Genomic DNA, 19,802 nt, shown 5'->3' on the forward strand with positions numbered 1-19,802 from the left:
AGAATAATCAATTATGCAGGATCCTTACTCAATACTCGGCGTTTCACGGGATGCTTCCGACGAGGATATCAAGAAAGCCTACCGCAAATTAAGCCGTATTTATCATCCGGATGCCAATATCAACAATCCAAATAAAGATCAGGCAGAAGCCAAATTCAAAGAAATCCAACAGGCTTACCAGCAGATTATGAAAGAAAAAGAAATGGGTGCTTCCGGATATACCGGAACAGGCTCCGGAGGTTATGGTGATGCCGGAAGCGGATACGGAGGTTTTGGCGGTTTTGGTCCATTTGGCGGTTTCTACGGTCAGTATACCAATCAGAATCAGCAGACAACCGAGACAGAAGAAGATATTCATCTGCGTGCCGCCGCCAATTATCTGAACAGTGGCCATTATAAAGAAGCTTTAAATGTCCTTTCAGGGATCAAAGACCGTTCTGCCAGATGGTACTATTACAGCTCTATCGCCAATTCCGGCATGGGCAATAATGTCCTTGCCCTGGAGCACGCCAAAGAAGCACTTCGTCTGGAGCCGTCCAACTATCAATATCAGTCCCTTGTCAGCCGTCTTGAAAATGGCGGGAGCTGGTATCGTACACAACAGACAATGTATGGCGGTACACCAACGATCAACAATGATTTCTGCGTGAAGCTCTGCATTGCCAACCTCATGTGCAATCTCTGCTGTGGCGGCGGTGGATTCTTCTGCGGTTCTCCTTATACATACCACTAAATAACAGGAGGAAATATTATATGTTAGATTATCTTGTTGTCTATGAGAGTGAGACAGGAAATACAAAAAAAATAGCAACAGAAATTTTTGCATCTCTTCCGGGGATGTCCAAAGATCTGATAAATCTTCATGAACGTACCGATTTCCCAGAGGCCAAAATTTATTTTGTCGGTTTCTGTGTTCACCGCGGAACCTGTAGCCTCGAGATCGGCAACTTCCTTTCCGGTCTGTCGTACAAATCCGTTGCTCTCTTTGGAACCTGCGGTGCTGGAAACAGCCTGGAATACTACAAAAAGATCGCATCCAGTGTCCGGATCTGGCTTGAAGACGACAATCGTTATCTTGGTTCTTTTATCTGCCAGGGGAAAATGCCACTTGCTGTCCGTCAAAAATATGAATCCTTGCTGAATACACCAGAAGATTGCGATTGCCAGCAAATCCGCCGGCAATTACAGAATTTTGACGAAGCAATGATTCATCCGACACGCACAGATCTTGAAAATGCGGCCCTTTTTGCTACCGAATGTATAGAAAAAGTTAAGTCTATGTAAAAAAAGTGTAAAAAAATATCGTTTCAGTCTACCTATGGAAACTTTCTTGTTATATAATAAGGGTGTCGTATAGCGTCACTTTGTGTGATCTGCATGCAGACTTTTCATATTTAAAGTAGCTGTACGATATTTTTTTGCGACAAAATGTAAACTAATGCTTAAAGAAAAGGAAAACAAAATTATGGGAATTACAATGGTTTTGTCATTGCTCAGTGGGGTAGCCCTGTTTTTATACGGTATGTCACTGATGGGCGACAGTCTGAAGAAAGTTGCCGGCAATAAGCTTGAACTTATTTTATACAGGCTGACCAATACTCCTCTGAAAGGACTTCTGCTCGGTACTGTCGTAACCGCTATCATTCAGTCATCCTCTGCAACGACAGTTATGGTAGTCGGATTTGTAAACTCTGGTATGATGAAGGTCGCACAGGCAATTGGTATCATCATGGGTGCCAACATCGGAACCAGTATCACCGGATGGATCCTATGTCTCTCCTACATTGATGGTTCCAGCGGAATCGCGCAGCTTTTATCAACCGCTACAATTTCTGCAATCGTAGCAATCATCGGAATTATTTTCCGTACATTTATCAAGAAAAAACCGTATTCTGATATCGGTGACATCATGCTTGGCTTTGCGATCCTGATGATCGGAATGCAGACCATGAGCGGTGCTGTCTCTCCTCTGAAAGAGAATCCGCATTTCGTCAGACTTCTGACCATGTTCACGAATCCATTTATGGGAATCCTTGTCGGGATCGTATTTACAGCAGTTTTGCAGAGTGCTTCTGCTTCTGTAGGTATCCTCCAGGCACTGTCCATTACCGGATCGATCACCTTTGCAGCTGCACTTCCGATCACAATGGGTATCGGCGTTGGCGCCGCATGTCCGGTTCTTCTTTCCTCAATCGGAACGAACAAGAACGGAAAGCGTACTGCTCTGATCTATCTGCTGAACGATTTATTTGGTATGATTTTCTGGTCCATCGTATTCTATTCTGTAAATGCCATCGTGCATTTCCCATTTATGGGTGAAATTATGTCACCTTTCCGTGTGGCACTTTTGAATACGGTATTCCGGCTTCTGACGATCCTTGTTCTTGCTCCATTTATCGGCAAGATTGAAAAGCTTGTCTTCTTCCTTATTAAAGATACCGATGAAGACAACGAAGAGCAGGCAGATTTCGATCTTCTTGAGGAACGTTTCCTCAATTATCCGCCACTGGCAATCACACAGAGCCAGCTTGCAGTCAACGGAATGGCAAAGAAAGCATACAAAAATATCCGTCGTGCCCTTGCACTGCTGAAAGATTTTTCAGATAATAAGTTCAACAAAATTCAGGAAAAGGAAAATCTGATCGACAAATACGAAGATAAACTGGGAACCTATCTGATGCAGCTCAATATGCATGACCTGACACCGGAGCAGTCCAAACAGACCGCCAAGTTCCTTCATACGATCAGTGATTTTGAACGTCTGGGTGACCATGCAGTCAATATTTCCCGTGTTGCACAGGAACTTCATGAAAAATCACGTATTTTTTCAGATGCAGCCAAATACGAGCTTCATGTTCTTGAATCCGCATTAAAAGAGCTCCTTGATCTCACGATCAATTCATTTGTAGATGAAGACCTTGTAAATGCTGCCAAAGTAGAACCGCTTCGCGAACTGATCGGTATTTTATGCAATGATTTGAAAATGCGTCATATTAAAAGGCTCCGTAACGGGCAGTGTGATCTGAACACCGGATTTGCATTTAACGATCTGCTCACCAACTATGATCGTATTGCAGCCCACTGTTCTAACATTGCCGTTGCAATCCTGGAACTGGATTCTTCCAATTTCGATATGCACGAATACACTAAGAGTGTACGGAAATTGAAAGACAACAATTATGTATCCACCTTTGATTATTACGAGCAGAAATATAATATCAACGGTTATCAGCCGGAAGCGGAACAGGATACAAAAGCAGCCGCCAAAAACCCGGTCAAAGCTGTTGAAGCCAAAAAATAATCTTACAACGAGAAAGGAATCTGCTGTAATGTCTTCTTTAAATATTTCATCACAGGCGCACATTGCCAGTCAGTCCGTCATCCTAGGTGATGTCACCATCGGTGCAGACTCAAGTGTGTTCTATTATGCCGTTGTCCGCGGTGATGAATCGTCTATCACGATTGGCAAGCGAAGTAATATCCAGGATAACAGTACTGTCCATGTAGATTACGGTTTTCCGACCGTTATCGGTGATGATGTCACTGTTGGTCACAACTGTGTGATCCACGGCTGTACAATTGGTGACGCATCTCTAATCGGGATGGGAAGTACGATTTTAAACGGTGCAAAGATTGGAAAGCATTGCCTGATCGGTGCCGGAAGTCTGGTTACTCAGAACACAGTTATTCCGGATGGAATGCTGGTTATCGGAAGCCCGGCAAAAGTAAAAAGACCTCTTACCGAGAAAGAGATCCAGTCAATTTATAAAAATGCTGCGGATTATGTTGCATTATCGACTGAGCAGTTTGAATAGAATATCAAATCTGAAATATGTACACTAGTAAAAAAAGGTATCGAAAATCATTTATGTTTGATTTTCGATACCTTTTTTATTTACTACAACACTTTATTTTTCATCCACGATCTGGAACACATAGAATTTAAGATAATACGATTCTTCTGCAGACCACAGAATCGGATGATCCGGTGCCTGTGTCCGGTATTCTACCTGTCTGATCCTCTTATGCACATTCTGCGCTGCCTGGTGGATCGTCTTCGTAAAAAGCTCATAATCCATAAAATGCGAGCAGGAACAGGTTGCCAGATATCCGCCTGGTTTTACCAGCTTCATTCCGCGCATATTGATCTCACGATATCCCTTTGTCGCATTCTTGATCGTCTTACGGGATTTGGTAAATGCAGGTGGATCCAGGATTACCACATCATACTGCTTTCCTTCTTCTTCCAGCTTTGGAAGCAGGTCAAATACATCTGCACAGACAAATTCAACTCTATCCTCTAATCCATTGAGTCTTGCGTTCTCTCTTGCCTGTTCTATACCAAGTTCTGAAGCATCTACACCTGTCACATGCTTTGCCCCTGCAATCCCTGCATTCAGCGCAAAAGAGCCTGTGTGCGTGAAGCAGTCCAGCACCTCTGCATCCTTGCAAAGTCTCTGGATTGCCAGACGATTGTATTTCTGATCCAGGAAAAATCCTGTCTTCTGTCCGTCTTTGACATCAACCATATATCTGACACCATTTTCCACAATCTCAACTTTGGTATCAAATTCTTCACCGATAAAGCCTTTGACTCTCTCCATGCCTTCATTCTGACGAACCTTTGCATCGCTTCGTTCATACACGCCACGGATCGTAATTCCATCTTCTGAAAGTACCGCTTTCAAAATGTCCACGATTTCTTCTTTCATCCGGTCAATTCCGAGTGCAAGAGACTCTACAACCAACACATCCGAAAATTTATCAATCACCAGTCCGGGAAGAAAATCCGCTTCCCCGAAAATCACACGGCAGCTTGATGTATCTACTGTCTTTTTCCGGTATTCCCACGCATCTCTCACCCGCATTTCCAGAAATGCATGATCGATCTCCTGATCCTGCTTTCTTGTCATCATACGGATCCGGATCTTAGAATTCATATTGATAAATCCTCTTCCCATTCCGTACCCGTCAAAATCATGGACGATCACAATATCACCATTCTCAAATTCTCCCATAATCGAATCAATTTCATTATCGAATATCCAGGCGCCGCCTGATTTCAGCAGACGTCCCTCGCCCTTTTTCAATGTCACTATAGCCTGACGCATCTTTTCTCCTTCCACATACTCTTACGTATTCTTCTGCAAATATTATCCACGGAGTCCTGCAATGATCCGACCTGGATAGAGCAGAAGATCCAGTCCATCCTGCATAGATCTGACACAGAGATCCGCATTTTTCAATAATTTCCCATAGACCCCTTCCCGGTCCATAACAGCGATGGAAAGCGCCGCCTCTTTCAGCATCCACTCATCGTTTCTGCCATTACCGATTGCCACACAGCGTTTTGCACCGGTTGCTTTTACCAATTCCCTTTTATACTCCTTTGCATTACCTGTCGGAAATGTCTCCAGGATCACCGGAAGCCCTTCGCACTGCGCTTTCGCATTTCCATGCGTATCTGCAGTCAGTACATAAATTCGGAACTGCTCTGAAAGTGCGATAAGACGTTCCTTCACACTCGGCGGGATCACGCCGTCCACAGCGATCGTCCCGTTCATATCTAAAAATATCGTATCAAGTTCTAATGTTTTATATTCCGGAATAACCAGTTTCATAGGAACTCCTTTCCTGCCATCTGGCATGTTGCTTTTTCTATTATAATACATATTTCATACAGACTCCACATATTTTGTAACAACTGATTTATCTGATAAAGAGGAGGATTGTAAATATGAAACCAGTTGTTGGAATCTTATGCTGTGGCTTCGACGGCAAAAACCAGTTTGTAACCGATACCTATGTGCGGGCAGTCCGCATTTCCGGAGGAATCCCCCTACTGATACCGATTCTTCCTCAGGACTTCCCGATCAATTCTTATCTTGACATATGCGATGGATTTCTGCTCCCCGGAGGAGGTGATTTTACACCGTTTCTCTTCAATGAAGATCCACTTCCAGGTGTAGGACAGACCAATCTTTCTGTGGATCTTTTCCAGATTCATTTTGCAGAGGAAATCTTAAAACGTCATCTTCCGGTAATCGGCATCTGCCGGGGTATGCAGGTGCTCAACGCCGCCTGTGGCGGAAGTATCTACCAGGATCTTTCCTGTCAGCCCGGAGATCCTTTTCTGCATATGCAGACCTCACAGAACCGCAGCGATATGTGGCACCAGATTTTCATCACCAAAGACAGCCATCTTCATGAACTAACCGGAGACACTCTGTATACCAATAGTTTTCACCATCAGTCCGTTCATCTGCTCGGGAAAAATGTCCATGCATGTGCACACACTTCTGATGGCACAGTTGAGGCAATTGAAATCGAAGGACAGCCTTTTGCACTTGGCGTTCAGTGGCATCCGGAATCCATGTTTTTTACTTCTCCATGTATGCGGGAATTGTTTTCACTTTTCGTCCGGTCGATGCTTCCCGGAACAGACTAAATCCCTTTTGTCGGGCTGCAGACTCTGCTGTCTGCGGTCCCTTCAGAATATATGTATAATATGTTCACAAACGTTCATAATTCTTTCAAATTATAAACACACTTTTTTCACAAGATACGAGTATACTAATAATTGTCAAAAGGAAATAAACCTTTTCACATAATAAAATTTTTCTTTTTCATAAACGCCGATATTCGGGAAACCGGATATCGGCTCTCCTCATTTTCAGGGGTTATTTCAGATATTCCAGAAGTCCTCGCAGGTCTGGAACGACATGATCTGCCATCTTTTTGACCTCTTCGTCTGCAGGTGTCAGATCCGGAACCATCGTCACATGGCAGCCCGCCTGGTAAGCCGCATTTACCCCGTTTGGTGAATCTTCGACCGCCATGCACTCTTCAGGCTTCCGCCCGATCTTCTCACAGGCATAGAGATACACATCCGGTCTCGGTTTTCCCAATTTCACCATAGATGCACTGATGATCTCATCAAACAGCTCTTTAAATCCGACCATTTCCAGATAACGCACAGCCCTGTCTTCCGCTGTAGCCGTCACGACTGCCGTCTGATAACCACGTCTTTTCAGCTCCTTGATCGTCTCTTCCACATACGGTTTCTTCTCAATTCCGAAACGCGCAATGTGATCACTCATCAGTTCCTGTCTGCGCCGTCTGAGCTCATCGTATGGGAAATCCTCTCCAAAAATTCCCTTCATCTGTTCTCTTGCAAATACGGATGCACAACTGCGGAATTTGTATGCCGTTTCCAGATCCAACCGGTATCCCGCCTCCCGCATTGCCTTTTGTTTGTATACTGTCAGATATTTCTCTGTATCGATCAGGATGCCATCCATATCAAAAAGTACTGCTTTCATCTTGTCCTCCTGTAGTATATTTCATTTTGTAAAAACAATTACTTTCTATATCATACCATTCCCTTCAGGAAGAAAAAAGACGGAGATTTTATTCTCCGCCTTTTGAATGTTTGCTTATATCTATTTTGTACTTTCTGTGCTGCCGGTACTTCCTGTACTGTTTGAACCGCTTTTGCTGCTGTCAGATGAAGTACTTTTCACCTGCTTGCAGTTGTCTGCTACCCAGTCTTCTACGATATCCAGTCTTGCTGTCTTCTCCAGATTCTCCAGGTTTCCGGCATCTTCCAGTGCTTTTTTGAGTGCATCTACATCTTCGTATCCGTAAGCCTTTGCATACTCCTTATACTTCTTCTCAAGTGTCTTATCTGACACATTGATCTTTGCTTTCTCAATGATCAGATCTGCCGCAAGGTTGGCCTTTACCTGATCCTTTGCAGCCTGAGTTGCCTTTGAATTAAAAGTTTCCTCATCCATATTCATATACTGTTTAAGGAAATCTGCAAAATCAACGTTATAATAAGATGCCATATTCTTATACTGTGTCTTGATCGAACTGATCATATTCTTCAGATCCTTCTTCGGATACTTGTTCACAGTTGTGTTCTCAAGTACTGCTTTCCATGCATTTTCCTTGATTGTATTCTGCTGGTTTTCTTTGCTGTTTTTTTTCAGAGATTTTTTAATTTCCTTTTTGTACTCTTCCACCGTCTTGGAAGTATCAGAAACACTCTGTACAAATTCATCGGTAAGTTCCGGTAGATCGGTCTGGCTGATTCCCTTCAGTGTAACGGTAAATACAACTGCCTGACCTGCAAGATCTTCATTTCCATAGTTCTCCGGGAAAGTCAGATTCAGATCAAAAGTATCGCCAATATTGTGTCCGACAACGCCATCCTCAAATCCGTCAATAAACTGACCACTTCCTAATGTAAGCTGTGCATCTGTCGCTGTTCCACCATCAAATGCCACACCATCTTTCTTTCCTTCGTAGTCGATCGTTACCGTATCTCCGGTTTGTGCTGCACGGTCTGTAACTTCTGTTGTAGTTGATTTAGACTGAAGTACACTGTTGATCTGTGCTTCTACATCATTATCCGATACCGCATCCGCATCTACTTTATCAATCTCCACACCTTTATATTTTGTAATCGTAACATAATCATTGGAAATCTCACCGGAGCATCCGGTAAGAAATAATGACAATGCACAGATACCTGCTGCCAGTACTGCTAATTTCTTTTTCATTTTCTTTTACACCTCTTATATCTTCATTCTCTCTGACTGTCCGAATCACCCACATCAGAGCGCTACATATGATTATAACACATAATCCGTCATTGAAAAGGGATTTCCCAAAATTCACATTTATTTCAGATTTTCCATTACTTTCAAAAAGCCGCCAAAAACTTCAAATTACTTGCACTTGTCTACAAACAATGCTACAATAAGCTATGTGTAAATATGATTTGAGGAGGAAAACCCGTGAGTAAGATAACGATCGTATTACTGGTAATTCTTGCCGTACTGCTTATCGCCCTGGTTGTTCTGTATTTCCTCGGTAAGAAAGCGCAGAAAAAGCAGGCAGAACAGGAAGAGATGATTGCAGCTGCTGCACAGCAGGTCAACATCCTGGTTATCGACAAAGGTAAGATGAAGCTTAAAGATGCCGGTTTCCCGTCAGTTGTTCTTGAGAATACACCTAAGTATCTTCGTCGTTCAAAGGTACCTGTAGTCAAGGCAAAAGTCGGACCAAAGATCATGACTCTGATGTGTGATGCAAGCATCTATGATCTTATTCCAGTCAAAAAAGAAGTAAAAGCAACCGTAAGCGGTATTTACATCACTGCAGTAAAAGGAGTCAGAGGTTCTCTTGAGACTCCACCTAAGAAAAAAGGATTCTGGGCAAGACTGCGGAACAAGTAACAAAAAAGGGTAAATGATTCTGAGCTGATTGAATCATTTACCCTTTTTGTTTTATTTTCCTGAAATTGCTTCCTCTGCCTGTGCTTTCGGTCTTATGCTCATTGCGATCCGGCAGTCTGCCGTCGCTTCATGATTCACATCAAGCCCGTACTCCACAGCAATATCAATTCGCTCATCATCCACATTCACATCCAGCTTCCGTGTATGAATTCCGACATGAAGCTGCCCATACGGTGTATCATAATATGTGACATTCATCTGATTCTTCTCAAATACCATATGTGCATTCGTAATTCCGCTCTTCATGATCTCCATCGAATCTTCACCGGTGATCTTGATCTTATTCTTAACCACCCCCGGAATCCCTTCCATTACTTCATCATAAAGAATATAATGCTTTCCGTTCTTCCAGTAATAGCTCGCCGGAGTAATCACTTCGATCGGCTCATTCTCTTCATTTTCTTCCGGATCTGCAAATGCCATATCATGCAGTCCGGAAATCGTCAATAATACATCCTGTGTCATACACGTCATCCAATCTGTCTGTTATTAGATGGCAAGCTGTTTTGCGATATCGTACTGGTACTCCGGAATTCCTTTCTGCATTGCCAGTGCTTCGTTGATATCGAAGTCAATATACTCGCCATGTTTGTATCCTACTACACGGTTTGTTTTTCCTTCAAGAAGAAGATCTACAGCAAGAGATCCCATGATAGATGCATAAACTCTGTCTTTTGCTGTCGGGCTTCCTCCACGCTGCATATGACCAAGAATAGTAGCACGTGTCTCCATACCCGTCTCTTTTTCGATTCTCTTTGCCATATTCATAGAATCACCGATACCTTCGGCATTGATGATAATGTAATGCTTTTTACCGCGTTTTCTGCTTTCTTTGATGTCTGCAATAATCTTTGCTTCATCGTAGTCATGTTCCTCAGGAAGAAGAATCTTCTCTGCTCCATTGGCAATACCGCACCACAGTGCAAGGTATCCCGCATCACGTCCCATAACTTCGATAACACTACATCTTTCATGTGATGTAGATGTATCACGTACTTTGTCAATTGCTTCCATCGCTGTATTAACCGCTGTATCGAATCCGATTGTGTATTCTGTACATGCGATATCAAGATCGATCGTTCCCGGAAGTCCGATTGTATTTACTCCAAAATCAGATAATTTCTGTGCTCCCTTGAAGGAACCGTCTCCTCCGATAACTACCAGACCGTCAATTCCATATTTCTTACAGATTGCTGCTGCTTTCTGCTGTCCTTCTGGTGTACGCATTTCCTCGCAACGGGCTGTCAAAAGAATCGTTCCACCTCTCTGGATCGTGTCTGATACATCTCTGGCACTTAAATCAATAATTTCCTCGTTAAGAAGTCCTGAATAACCTCTTCTGATTCCTCTTACCTTCAGTCCTTTTCCCAATGCGGTTCTTACAACTGCACGGATTGCAGCGTTCATTCCCGGTGCGTCTCCACCACTGGTCAATACGCCGATAGTTCTGATTACTTTTTCTGCCATGATATGTCTCCTCCGTCTCTTCTACTTTGTAACTTTACTATCCTTTTGCTTAATTTATCTCAATCCACACGTTATTGTATAATATTCACCCCTTCATTTCAATGGGTTTTTCTATTACTTTTACACAATCTTCTCCAAAATAATTCGTCAATCTGCTCAAAATTCCAGGTTCTACCTGGATATTTGCGTTTTTAGGAAGTCTTTTTACCGCTCTCTCCGCTTTGCAGAAGATTACAACCTGGTCCTCACCCTCACTTTCCGCGAGCATCCGGAACAGATTCTGCTCATCTTGAAGGTAACTCTGTTTGTCGGTATACTGGATCCACAGTTCTTTTTTCATCATCTCAAACGGAATCACCTCTTCACAGATCAGCTTACTTGCATTATCATCTTCTTCCGATACACGTCCCCGCACAAATACTTTGCTGTCCTCCTGCAGATACTGCTGGCTTTTCTCATAGCTCTGCGGGAAAATGACAACCTCTACCGTTCCAAGAAGATCCTCTACGGTAATAAATGCCATCGTTTGATTCTTCTTTGTATATTTGATCGTCTTCGATGTGATCATACCACCGATGATCTCCCTTGACCCGTCACGCACTTTTGTCCGTCCGGTCTCTTCATCAAGCTGAAAATCCAATGTCGTTGCGGAAATACTCTTGCGCCATTTCTCTTCATATTCTTCCAATGGATGTCCGCTGATATACACGCCGAGTACTTCTTTTTCAAATGCAAGCATCGTTTCCTTCTGGTATTCTCCCACATCCGGAAGCGTGACCTCAAATTCTTTTTTCTGTTCGTCATCTACAATATCAAAGAGCGACATCTGTCCGGCAAGCGAATTTTTCTTGTTCTGTGCTACCTGATCCATGATCTGTACATAAATGATCATAAACTGCTTTCTGGTCCCTTTCAGACTGTCAAATGCGCCGGATTTGATAAAGTTTTCTACCGCACGTTTATTGACTTCCTTACCGGAAAGCCGTTCCAGAAAATCCTTCAGATCACGAAACGTGCCATGCTCTTCTCTGTCCCGGATGATTTGCTCAATCACCGGTCTTCCAACCCCCTTGATCGCCGCAAGTCCGTAACGGATATTACCGTTATCTACAGAAAAATCACCAACCCCACGATTGATATCCGGCGGCAGGATAGAAATTCCCATCTGTCGGCAAGTGTAAATGTATTCGGCAACCTTTCCCGGATTGTCGATGACAGAAGTCATAAGCGCTGCCATATATTCTACCGGATAATAATATTTCAGATACGCTGTCTGGTATGAGACAACCGCATACGCTGCCGCATGTGATTTGTTGAACGCATACTTCGCAAAATCGATCATTTCATCATAGATCTTATTCGCAACCTTTTCATCGATTCCATTTTTGACACAGCCCGGAATGCCTTCTTCTTCATTACCATATACAAAATTCTGACGCTCTCTCTGCATCACGTCGCCCTTTTTCTTACTCATGGCACGGCGTACAAGGTCGCTTCGCCCAAGTGAATATCCGGCAAGGTCACGCACGATCTGCATAACCTGTTCCTGGTATACAATGCAGCCATAGGTCGGTGCCAGGATCGGCTTTAACTGCGGGCATTCGTAAGTAATCAGCTCCGGATGGTTCTTTCCTTTGATATACTGTGGAATGAAATCCATCGGACCTGGCCGGTAAAGAGAAATTCCGGCGATAATATCTTCCAAACTCTGTGGACGAAGTTCCTTCATGAAGCTCTTCATCCCTGCACTTTCTATCTGGAAAATACCGTCCGTCTTTCCGGTTCCGATATAGTCAAGCACTGCTTTATCATTATAATTTAATTTTTCTGTTACCAGCTTCACACCGGTACTTTTTTCAACCAGTCTGATCGCATCCTGGATGACGGTCAGGGTACGAAGCCCAAGGAAATCCATTTTCAGAAGTCCCAGTTCTTCCAGCGTGGTCATGGTAAACTGTGTGACTACATTGTTGTCCGCTCCAAGTGCCAGCGGAACATATTCATCCACATCCTTCTGGCTGATCACGACTCCCGCGGCATGCATGGATGTATGCCGTGGCAGACCTTCCAGTCTCTTTGACATATCGATCAGCTCTTTTACCTGTGGGTCTTCATCATAGAGCTTCTTCAGCTCATGGTTCATCTTCAGGGATTTATCCAGTGTAATATTCAGTTCTTTCGGAATCATCTTTGCAATTGAATCCACAAAAGCATACGGAAGATCCATAACTCTTCCCACATCCCGCAGCACCCCGCGCGCCTGCAGTGTACCAAAGGTTACGATCTGCACTACCCGGTCTTTGCCGTATTTACGCACAACATAATCAATGACTTCCTGCCTTCTTTCAAAACAGAAGTCCACGTCGATATCGGGCATGGACACACGTTCCGGATTCAGAAAACGCTCGAACAGCAGCTGATACCGGATCGGATCGATATTGGTGATCGCAAGTGTGTACGCCACAATGCTTCCTGCCGCAGATCCACGCCCAGGTCCAACCATGATTCCGTTGCTTTTTGCAAAATGAATGAAATCCCATACAATAAGGAAGTAATCCACGTAACCCATGCTTTTGATAACGCCCAATTCATAATTCAGGCGCTCCACAAGGGCTGGATCCGGGTCTTCTCCATATCGTCTTTTTAGTCCGTCAAAACAGAGCTTATTCAAATATTCCCATGAGGTAAATCCTTCCGGCACATCGAATTTCGGAAGCTTTGTCACACCAAATTCAATCTCTACATGGCATCTGTCTGCAATCTTCTGTGTATTTTCCAGCGCCTCCGGTGCATATGGGAAAAGTGCTGCCATCTCTTCTTTGGACTTCACGTAGTACTGTCCGCCTTCATAGCGCATCCGATCCTCGTCTGCGAGCTTTTTCCCTGTCTGAAGGCAAAGCAGGATATCATGTGGCTTTTCATCTTCTGCGTAAGTATAATGCACGTCATTTGTCGCCACAAGGTCGATTCCAATTTCCTGCGACAGACGCATCAACTGCTGGTTAACGGTGCGCTGTTCCGGGATCCCATGATCCTGCAGTTCCAGGAAAAAGTTGCCTTTCCCAAAAATCTGTTCATAATGAAGCGCAGCTTTTTTTCCTTCTTCATACATCCCTCTCGCCAGGTTTCTCTGTACCTCTCCGGCAAGACATGCACTGAGGGCAATGATTCCTTCGTGATAGGTCTCCAGAAGCTCATAATCTACTCTTGGCTTATAATAGTAACCTTCCGTAAATGCACGTGACACGATCTTCATCAGATTGGCGTATCCTGTATTATTCTCGGCAAGAAGTACCAGGTGATAATATCGGTCCTCATCGCGTCCTACGGCTGTTTTATCGAATCTGGATCCCGGTGCCACATAGACTTCACATCCCAGTACAGGATTGATTCCTGCCGCTCTTGCGGCTCTGTAGAAGTCAATGACGCCATACATGACACCGTGGTCTGTGATCGCAGCCGCTGTCATCCCCAGTTCTTTGACTCTGGCAACATATTCTTTAATTTTATTCGAACCGTCCAGAAGGCTGTATTCCGTGTGGACGTGCAAATGCGCAAAATTCATATTGTGTTCGCTCCTTTTCTCTGTGTTCCATTTTAGCAGAAATGATGGGGATTTCCAACTGGTGTGGGGAAAATTTTATAGGTTGGTGGGCGGCGGATTTTCAAATATATGTACTCCGGTTCCCCTCGGCAAAACATTCCGATGAACCCCTGAAAGCGGGAATCGTGTTAACTTTCTTTTTGGGGCGTTGGTGTCACAACCTTATTTATCCTCTAACGCAAAAATACCGCCGCATCAGATCTCATTTCCAATGCGGTGGTTTCTTTTCTTACTCCACTGCTTTTACCGCAGCAGACATTTTTTCTTCATTTCGTTTTGAAAAATACAGTTTTGTTTCCCCAATGATCACTTTTCTAAGTGCAATGATTGCGATCAGGTTTGGAATGATCATCAGCGCATTCGTGATATCTGCAAGAAGCCAGATTGGTTCCAGTGATAAAAACGGTGCCAGTGCAATCGCTGCAATGTAGATGATCTTATATGGTTTGATCCATTTTGTTGTGCCGGTCAGATAAACCAGGCAGCGTTCTCCGTAATAATTCCATCCCAGAATAGTGGTAAATGCAAAGAACATAATTCCTACTGCGATCAGATGCATGCCTATATTGTGTGGCAGACACATGTTATAAGCAGCTGTAACAAGTGTGCTTCCGTTCATATCCGAACTGTCCATCAGCCCGCTGCTGATGATAACTAGTCCTGTCATGGAACAGGTCAGAATCGTAGTAACAAACACACTTGTCATGGAAAGAAGGCCCTGTCTTACACCGGAATTCGTCTTCGCCGCTGCTGCCACGATCGGTGAACTTCCAAGTCCTGCCTCATTTGTATAGACACCTCTGGCAATCCCGGTTCTCATAACCGTCATAAACGTAATGACACCTGTTCCTGCAGTTCCTCCTATTACCGATTCTTTTGCAAATGCACAGGTAAAAATGGCCTTAAAAGCACCCGGTACTGCAGCCCGGTTAATCACCAGCGCCACTACCGAGCCTCCGAGAAAAGTAAGCGCCATGATCGGCACTACAATTTCAGCAACCTTTGAAATACTTTTAATTCCTCCGATCGTTACAACTGCAGTAAGCACTGTTATGATGACTCCTGCTACAATGATCGGTATATGAAATGTCACATTGACAGATTCTGTGATCGCATTTACCTGCGGGAACGTTCCGCAGCCAAATAACGCTGTACACATGCCAAACACAGAAAAGACTTTTGCAAGCCAGATAAATCTCTCTCCCATACCATTTTGGATATAAAACATCGGTCCGCCGGCCATCTGGTTATTCTCGTCCGTCACTCGGTATTTTACCGCTAAAAGACTTTCTGAGTATTTCGTCACCATACCAAGTATGGCTGAAATCCACATCCAGAATAACGATCCCGGTCCACCAATTCGAAGCGCCGTTGCAACTCCAACAATACTTCCCGTTCCTATGTCTGCTGCCATCGTTGTACATAGAGTCGCAAATGCCGATACATCTCCTTCTCCGCTTCCGGTCCCACTTTCTTTTTCAAAAATGGCCCTTACTGCACGTGGAAATTTTGTGATCTGCAGTCCTCTCAATTTAATCGTAAAGTAAAGCCCTGTACCGATCAACAGCAACAATGTCGGAGGTCCCCATACATAACTTTGGATAGTCGTCAGCATCCCCATTAAATTACTCATTTCACTTCTCCTTCGCCTCTGTTATTGTTTTCCATCCATATTCTATTTTTACGATAATCTTTTCCCCACTAGATTTTTTTCTTCACCTTCTTAATCAACTTGTTTTTTGAAAAAGCTCTCTCCGTTCATAAAATTGTTCATTTTTCTTATTTCCGCTTCGACTTTCTTTATGCATATTATACATAACATTCCTGCCCGTGACAAATCAATTCTTTTTCTTTATAATAGAATTTCTTAACATATAATGAACGTCCATTTTCATTAAGCGACATGAAATTATATTTCCAATAAAATTTTTACAAAAAAACCGCCGCATCAGCTTCATTCTGACACAGCGGTACTTTTTTCTTTCATAAAACTAGTGGGTAGTTCCCATAGTCTCTTTTATATCTTCTGTATTATTCACTACAGCTTCAACACAATACTCCAGAGACTTTGCGATTGTCTCAAGCGGCATACTTGCCATTCCGTTCGCCTTATCTACAACCTGATCGCAGGCATATGGTACATGGATAAATCCGGCACGGATGTTAGTGTATTTGGTTGCACACATATGCAGTACATTGTACATTACACAGTTGCATACGTAGGTTCCTGCCGTGAAAGATACATGGCATGGAAGTCCGTGAGCACGTACATTCTGAACCATTGCATTTACCGGAATTGTTGCAAAGTATCCGGTTGGACCGTCTGCCTGAAGTGGCTCATCAAGTGGCTGGTCACCTGCATTGTCCGGAATCCGGGCATCTGCAAGGTTGATTCCTACTTTTTCTACAGTGACGCAGGAACGTCCGCCTGCCTGACCTACATTGATCACTATATCCGGGTTATGTTCTTTGATTGCCGCTTCAACTGCCGGTGCACTTTTCTTGAATTCTGTAGGGATCTCTACATATACGATCTCTGCCCCCGCAATTGTTGACGGAAGAAGCTTGATTGCCTCGAATGCCGGGTTTACGCTTTCTCCTCCAAATGGATCAAATCCTGTTAATAAAACCTTCATGTTAATTTCCTCCTTTATATCTCTTAGTATAACACAGGCTCCGGGATAATAACCTTCCCCTGCTGCATAATCTGTCGGTTGTCCGTGTAGATATCCGGTTCCATACATACCAAATCAAAATGTCCTTTGGCGTTCTGAATACCTCCAAGAGCAATATTACGCCCAAGTCCTACATGGAATGTCCCATAAGCAGATTCATCTTCAATATAGCAGTTTCCAAGGCATTGTGAGCATGAATTAAGCCCGATTCCGAGTTCTCCCGCAATATAGATCCGGGAATCCTGATAATCTTCCATGTATTTTTTCAACCGAATACCGGTCGGAGTCTCTTCAATCTCCGTAATCCGTCCGCCTTTAAATAAAATCCTTGTCGGTTCCTCTGCGCGACCAATATATCCCAGAGAACCGTCAAGCACCATCACACCTTCTGTCTTTGTCTCCTCGATCGGGACATAGACCTCAATACTGGAAGAAGAATATCCCTTTCCATCCTTTAGAACTCCGTTAAAAAATCCCGGATCTCTGCCCACTTTGTAGAACATCATATCCGTTCCTGCCGGAGTTGTCACACGGACTTTTTCTGAATACTTGAGATATTTGATAAATGCCTTTGCCATCAGCCGGCTCTTCTTCGTATCCATCGTCAGGAAATCGTATTCCAGAAAAGATCTTCCGTCATTGGTTGCCAGTGGCAAGGACAGAAATTTCTTGTGTCTTTGTATCGCACGCTTTGCGGCTTTCGTTGTCACCAGCGAATACTCTGTCGCCGCGATAATTGCCGTATAAGGATCAAAAACTGCTTCATTATCATCAAAAAAGATTCCCACATGGCGCCCCTTGTTCTCGACAAGCAGTGTATTCACTGACCGTGCTTTTCCGGAAGCCTCTTTTTCCATTGCTTTTGCTTCTGCAAGATATTCCTTCGATGTCACGATCAGTACTTTGTCCCACGCCCTTACTTTTACCCATTCGTGAATAATGATCCGGGCACCCCGTTCCATATTCGGTGTCATATGTCCCTCTTCTTTCTCCATACCAAAAACTAGAATAAGCTTACGAATTCTAAGGCCATTATTTTCTGCCTTTCCAGTGAAATAATGACCTTAGCTACTTATGTCTTATTTACTTTAATACTATCATATAACAGATCTGGAACACAAGCATAAAAATTGCAACCAGAACCTGATTTTTGATAGCGCCCCAGCGGTCCTTCATGTTCAGGATCGCAACCGGCAGGATGTTGAAGTTCGCTGCCATCGGTGTAAGCAGAGTTCCACAGTATCCACATGTAAGTGCGAGCATACCGATCACCACCGGATTAGCACCGTAAGCAAGAACGAACGGTGCACCAATACCAACTGTCATAACGGTGATAGCTGCGAATGCATTTCCCATGATCATGGTAAAGAGTACCATACCGATTGCATAAACGATGATCCCGATATTTACATTTCCCTTTGGAACAATCTTTTCAACAAGCTGTGCGATTACATCGCCAACTCCTGCAGCGGTAAATACACCTCCAAGACATCCAAGCAGCTGTGGCAGCATACTGAGAGGTCCTGTGATTCCAAGGAATCTTTCAGAATCATTCAAAAAGACTGCCGGTTTATTCTGTTTTGCATCGAATGCCATCAGTAAGATCATAGCTACAATCACACCAACGGTAATTGCGACCATAGAACTCATATTACTGAATAATGCAAAGAACAGAGAGCATACCGCTACGGAGAATGCCGGGACAAATATCTTCATTCCGATCTTCTTAAACTGCTGTTCTGTGTGTTCCTTTGTCGGATTATCTGTTTTTCCGATTTTTACTTTCTTGAAGATTGGCGGCAGGCACATGATCAGAACAAGCGCACCAGAAACCTTTGCCGGGAGCCATGAACCAAATCCACAAACGATACCGAAAGAGCACCAGAAAACAGCGGTTCCGACTCTTGACGGATTCTCTTTATCCAGCAGGTTCTTGATTCCTGCGTAAATCGTGATCAATCCGATAATTACCCATACTACATTCAGTCCGATTGCATTAAACGAATCGCCGACCTGTATAAATTTTAAATTACTCATCTGTCTTCCTCCCTCTATTTCTTAGTATCTGTTGATTTTCCATAGTATTTCTTCATCAGTTTGTTATCTTTCACAATAACAAATGCGCAGGAAACAACAAGTGCAACTAATGCTACCGGGATTTCAGCTGCTGCAAGGTCGATCAGTTCTACTTCGTATCCAAGACCTGCAAGTGTTGTCTGTACAAGGATTCCGCCGGCACCACCTACGAACAGTACCTGGAAGAAGAACCATGTGAAGTTCTGCATAGCAACAGCAAGTCCTTTTGCTTCTTCTACGTGATCTTCATTTGCTTTTCCTTCTTTATTGCTGATCGCACCTTCGATCATCGGAAGCAGTACCGGACGGATAAATCCGGCAACTCCACCGAAGCTGACATTGAATGCTCCAAACAGAGCATTCAGCATACCATATACAGCAACAAGCTTACCTGCTGTCGCACTTTTTACTTTACGGATCAGGTTTGCCGCTGCTTCACGCAGACCGTTTCTTTCCAGTGTACCTGTAACCAGCAGGATCATGATAAAGATTGCCATACTTCTGTTCGCTACAAAGTTTGTACCGATTGTTTCCAGAAGTCCGCCCACTCCAAGTCCTCCAACAATCCCTGTCGCGATAAGGGCCAGGAAAATAATGAGGATTGAATCCAGTTTCAGCGCGAATCCAACGATTACGATTAACACGCCAAGTAATTTGATGAGTTCCATACCTAAC

General features: G+C 43.6%; 18 protein-coding genes. 6 read left to right on the forward strand and 12 right to left on the reverse strand.

Going from position 1 to position 19,802, the window contains the following annotated elements; translation table 11 throughout:
- The first annotated feature begins 13 nt into the window (after nt 1-13).
- From PGQ33_RS09960 to PGQ33_RS09975, 4 genes are all read left to right on the forward strand, one after another.
- The gene (locus PGQ33_RS09960; RefSeq protein WP_195502476.1) at nt 14-733 is read left to right on the forward strand and encodes a J domain-containing protein; all 720 of its coding nucleotides are present in this window, start codon (nt 14-16) and stop codon (nt 731-733) included.
- Between the two features lie 20 nt (nt 734-753).
- A complete protein-coding gene (bilS, locus tag PGQ33_RS09965) occupies nt 754-1,284 on the forward strand; it encodes a flavodoxin family protein BilS (RefSeq protein ID WP_195502475.1) in 531 nt (176 codons plus the stop codon).
- Nucleotides 1,285-1,465: 181 nt separating this feature from the next.
- Nucleotides 1,466-3,301 (forward strand): Na/Pi cotransporter family protein, encoded by a 1,836-nt coding sequence (locus tag PGQ33_RS09970; protein WP_022221105.1) that lies wholly within the window; start codon nt 1,466-1,468, stop codon nt 3,299-3,301.
- A gap of 28 nt (nt 3,302-3,329) precedes the next feature.
- Nucleotides 3,330-3,815, forward strand: coding sequence for a gamma carbonic anhydrase family protein (locus PGQ33_RS09975; protein WP_117835162.1), 486 nt, complete (start codon nt 3,330-3,332; stop codon nt 3,813-3,815).
- A gap of 93 nt (nt 3,816-3,908) precedes the next feature.
- Here the strand turns inward: PGQ33_RS09975 and PGQ33_RS09980 are convergent, their stop codons facing one another.
- A complete protein-coding gene (locus tag PGQ33_RS09980; protein ID WP_173692361.1) occupies nt 3,909-5,111 on the reverse strand; it encodes a class I SAM-dependent rRNA methyltransferase in 1,203 nt (400 codons plus the stop codon).
- Nucleotides 5,112-5,153: 42 nt separating this feature from the next.
- Entirely contained in the window at nt 5,154-5,621 is a 468-nt protein-coding gene (locus PGQ33_RS09985) for an HAD family hydrolase (protein WP_022221108.1), read from the reverse strand.
- Nucleotides 5,622-5,737: 116 nt separating this feature from the next.
- On the opposite strand from PGQ33_RS09985, the gene PGQ33_RS09990 reads away from it, so the two are divergent.
- Nucleotides 5,738-6,448 (forward strand): gamma-glutamyl-gamma-aminobutyrate hydrolase family protein, encoded by a 711-nt coding sequence (locus PGQ33_RS09990; protein ID WP_055247917.1) that lies wholly within the window; start codon nt 5,738-5,740, stop codon nt 6,446-6,448.
- A 232-nt stretch (nt 6,449-6,680) separates the two neighbouring features.
- Here PGQ33_RS09990 and PGQ33_RS09995 read toward each other — a convergent pair whose 3' ends face one another.
- Together PGQ33_RS09995 and tig are read right to left on the reverse strand one after the other, a co-directional pair.
- Entirely contained in the window at nt 6,681-7,322 is a 642-nt protein-coding gene (locus PGQ33_RS09995; RefSeq protein WP_008368935.1) for an HAD family hydrolase, read from the reverse strand.
- A 120-nt stretch (nt 7,323-7,442) separates the two neighbouring features.
- Complete coding sequence (gene tig / locus PGQ33_RS10000; protein ID WP_270205668.1) at nt 7,443-8,567, reverse strand: trigger factor; 1,125 nt, start codon at nt 8,565-8,567, stop codon at nt 7,443-7,445.
- Between the two features lie 237 nt (nt 8,568-8,804).
- Here tig and PGQ33_RS10005 point away from each other — a divergent pair, with 237 nt between their 5' ends.
- Nucleotides 8,805-9,245 carry a hypothetical protein gene (locus PGQ33_RS10005; protein WP_022221110.1) on the forward strand — a complete coding sequence of 147 codons (441 nt, stop codon included), beginning with the start codon at nt 8,805-8,807 and terminating at the stop codon, nt 9,243-9,245.
- Nucleotides 9,246-9,296: 51 nt separating this feature from the next.
- On the opposite strand, the gene PGQ33_RS10010 is transcribed toward PGQ33_RS10005, so the two are convergent.
- From PGQ33_RS10010 to PGQ33_RS10045, 8 genes are all read right to left on the reverse strand, one after another.
- On the reverse strand, nt 9,297-9,770 hold the full coding sequence (locus tag PGQ33_RS10010; protein WP_055247913.1) for a DUF1934 domain-containing protein: 474 nt from the start codon (nt 9,768-9,770) through the stop codon (nt 9,297-9,299).
- A gap of 24 nt (nt 9,771-9,794) precedes the next feature.
- Entirely contained in the window at nt 9,795-10,772 is a 978-nt protein-coding gene (pfkA, locus tag PGQ33_RS10015) for a 6-phosphofructokinase (protein ID WP_055247911.1), read from the reverse strand.
- Between the two features lie 85 nt (nt 10,773-10,857).
- Nucleotides 10,858-14,337 (reverse strand): DNA polymerase III subunit alpha, encoded by a 3,480-nt coding sequence (locus PGQ33_RS10020; RefSeq protein WP_195250203.1) that lies wholly within the window; start codon nt 14,335-14,337, stop codon nt 10,858-10,860.
- 268 nt (nt 14,338-14,605) lie between these two features.
- Complete coding sequence (locus tag PGQ33_RS10025; RefSeq protein ID WP_270205669.1) at nt 14,606-16,009, reverse strand: alanine/glycine:cation symporter family protein; 1,404 nt, start codon at nt 16,007-16,009, stop codon at nt 14,606-14,608.
- Between the two features lie 358 nt (nt 16,010-16,367).
- A complete protein-coding gene (pcp, locus tag PGQ33_RS10030) occupies nt 16,368-17,012 on the reverse strand; it encodes a pyroglutamyl-peptidase I (protein WP_270205670.1) in 645 nt (214 codons plus the stop codon).
- Between the two features lie 23 nt (nt 17,013-17,035).
- Nucleotides 17,036-18,025, reverse strand: a complete 990-nt coding sequence (locus PGQ33_RS10035) for a peptidase (RefSeq protein WP_243002857.1) — start codon at nt 18,023-18,025, stop codon at nt 17,036-17,038.
- 109 nt (nt 18,026-18,134) lie between these two features.
- Complete coding sequence (locus PGQ33_RS10040; protein WP_008368959.1) at nt 18,135-19,088, reverse strand: DUF979 domain-containing protein; 954 nt, start codon at nt 19,086-19,088, stop codon at nt 18,135-18,137.
- A gap of 14 nt (nt 19,089-19,102) precedes the next feature.
- The gene (locus PGQ33_RS10045; protein WP_008368960.1) at nt 19,103-19,795 is read right to left on the reverse strand and encodes a 5-oxoproline transporter, DUF969 family subunit; all 693 of its coding nucleotides are present in this window, start codon (nt 19,793-19,795) and stop codon (nt 19,103-19,105) included.
- Nucleotides 19,796-19,802: the final 7 nt, after the last annotated feature.

This window comes from Coprococcus sp. AM100_B19A (assembly GCF_027662015.1).
GTDB classification, from domain to species: domain Bacteria; phylum Bacillota; class Clostridia; order Lachnospirales; family Lachnospiraceae; genus Allocoprococcus; species Allocoprococcus comes.

Excerpts from the sequence above, each read along its gene's own strand:
- PGQ33_RS09960 (WP_195502476.1), top strand. The coding sequence starts at position 14 with ATGCAGGATCCTTACTCAATACTCGGCGTTTCACGGGATGCTTCCGAC.
- bilS (WP_195502475.1), top strand. The coding sequence starts at position 754 with ATGTTAGATTATCTTGTTGTCTATGAGAGTGAGACAGGAAATACAAAA.
- PGQ33_RS09970 (WP_022221105.1), top strand. The coding sequence starts at position 1,466 with ATGGGAATTACAATGGTTTTGTCATTGCTCAGTGGGGTAGCCCTGTTT.
- PGQ33_RS09975 (WP_117835162.1), top strand. The coding sequence starts at position 3,330 with ATGTCTTCTTTAAATATTTCATCACAGGCGCACATTGCCAGTCAGTCC.
- PGQ33_RS09980 (WP_173692361.1), bottom strand. The coding sequence starts at position 5,111 with ATGCGTCAGGCTATAGTGACATTGAAAAAGGGCGAGGGACGTCTGCTG.
- PGQ33_RS09985 (WP_022221108.1), bottom strand. The coding sequence starts at position 5,621 with ATGAAACTGGTTATTCCGGAATATAAAACATTAGAACTTGATACGATA.
- PGQ33_RS09990 (WP_055247917.1), top strand. The coding sequence starts at position 5,738 with ATGAAACCAGTTGTTGGAATCTTATGCTGTGGCTTCGACGGCAAAAAC.
- PGQ33_RS09995 (WP_008368935.1), bottom strand. The coding sequence starts at position 7,322 with ATGAAAGCAGTACTTTTTGATATGGATGGCATCCTGATCGATACAGAG.
- tig (WP_270205668.1), bottom strand. The coding sequence starts at position 8,567 with ATGAAAAAGAAATTAGCAGTACTGGCAGCAGGTATCTGTGCATTGTCA.
- PGQ33_RS10010 (WP_055247913.1), bottom strand. The coding sequence starts at position 9,770 with ATGACACAGGATGTATTATTGACGATTTCCGGACTGCATGATATGGCA.
- pfkA (WP_055247911.1), bottom strand. The coding sequence starts at position 10,772 with ATGGCAGAAAAAGTAATCAGAACTATCGGCGTATTGACCAGTGGTGGA.
- PGQ33_RS10020 (WP_195250203.1), bottom strand. The coding sequence starts at position 14,337 with ATGAATTTTGCGCATTTGCACGTCCACACGGAATACAGCCTTCTGGAC.
- PGQ33_RS10025 (WP_270205669.1), bottom strand. The coding sequence starts at position 16,009 with ATGAGTAATTTAATGGGGATGCTGACGACTATCCAAAGTTATGTATGG.
- pcp (WP_270205670.1), bottom strand. The coding sequence starts at position 17,012 with ATGAAGGTTTTATTAACAGGATTTGATCCATTTGGAGGAGAAAGCGTA.
- PGQ33_RS10035 (WP_243002857.1), bottom strand. The coding sequence starts at position 18,025 with ATGACACCGAATATGGAACGGGGTGCCCGGATCATTATTCACGAATGG.
- PGQ33_RS10040 (WP_008368959.1), bottom strand. The coding sequence starts at position 19,088 with ATGAGTAATTTAAAATTTATACAGGTCGGCGATTCGTTTAATGCAATC.
- PGQ33_RS10045 (WP_008368960.1), bottom strand. The coding sequence starts at position 19,795 with ATGGAACTCATCAAATTACTTGGCGTGTTAATCGTAATCGTTGGATTC.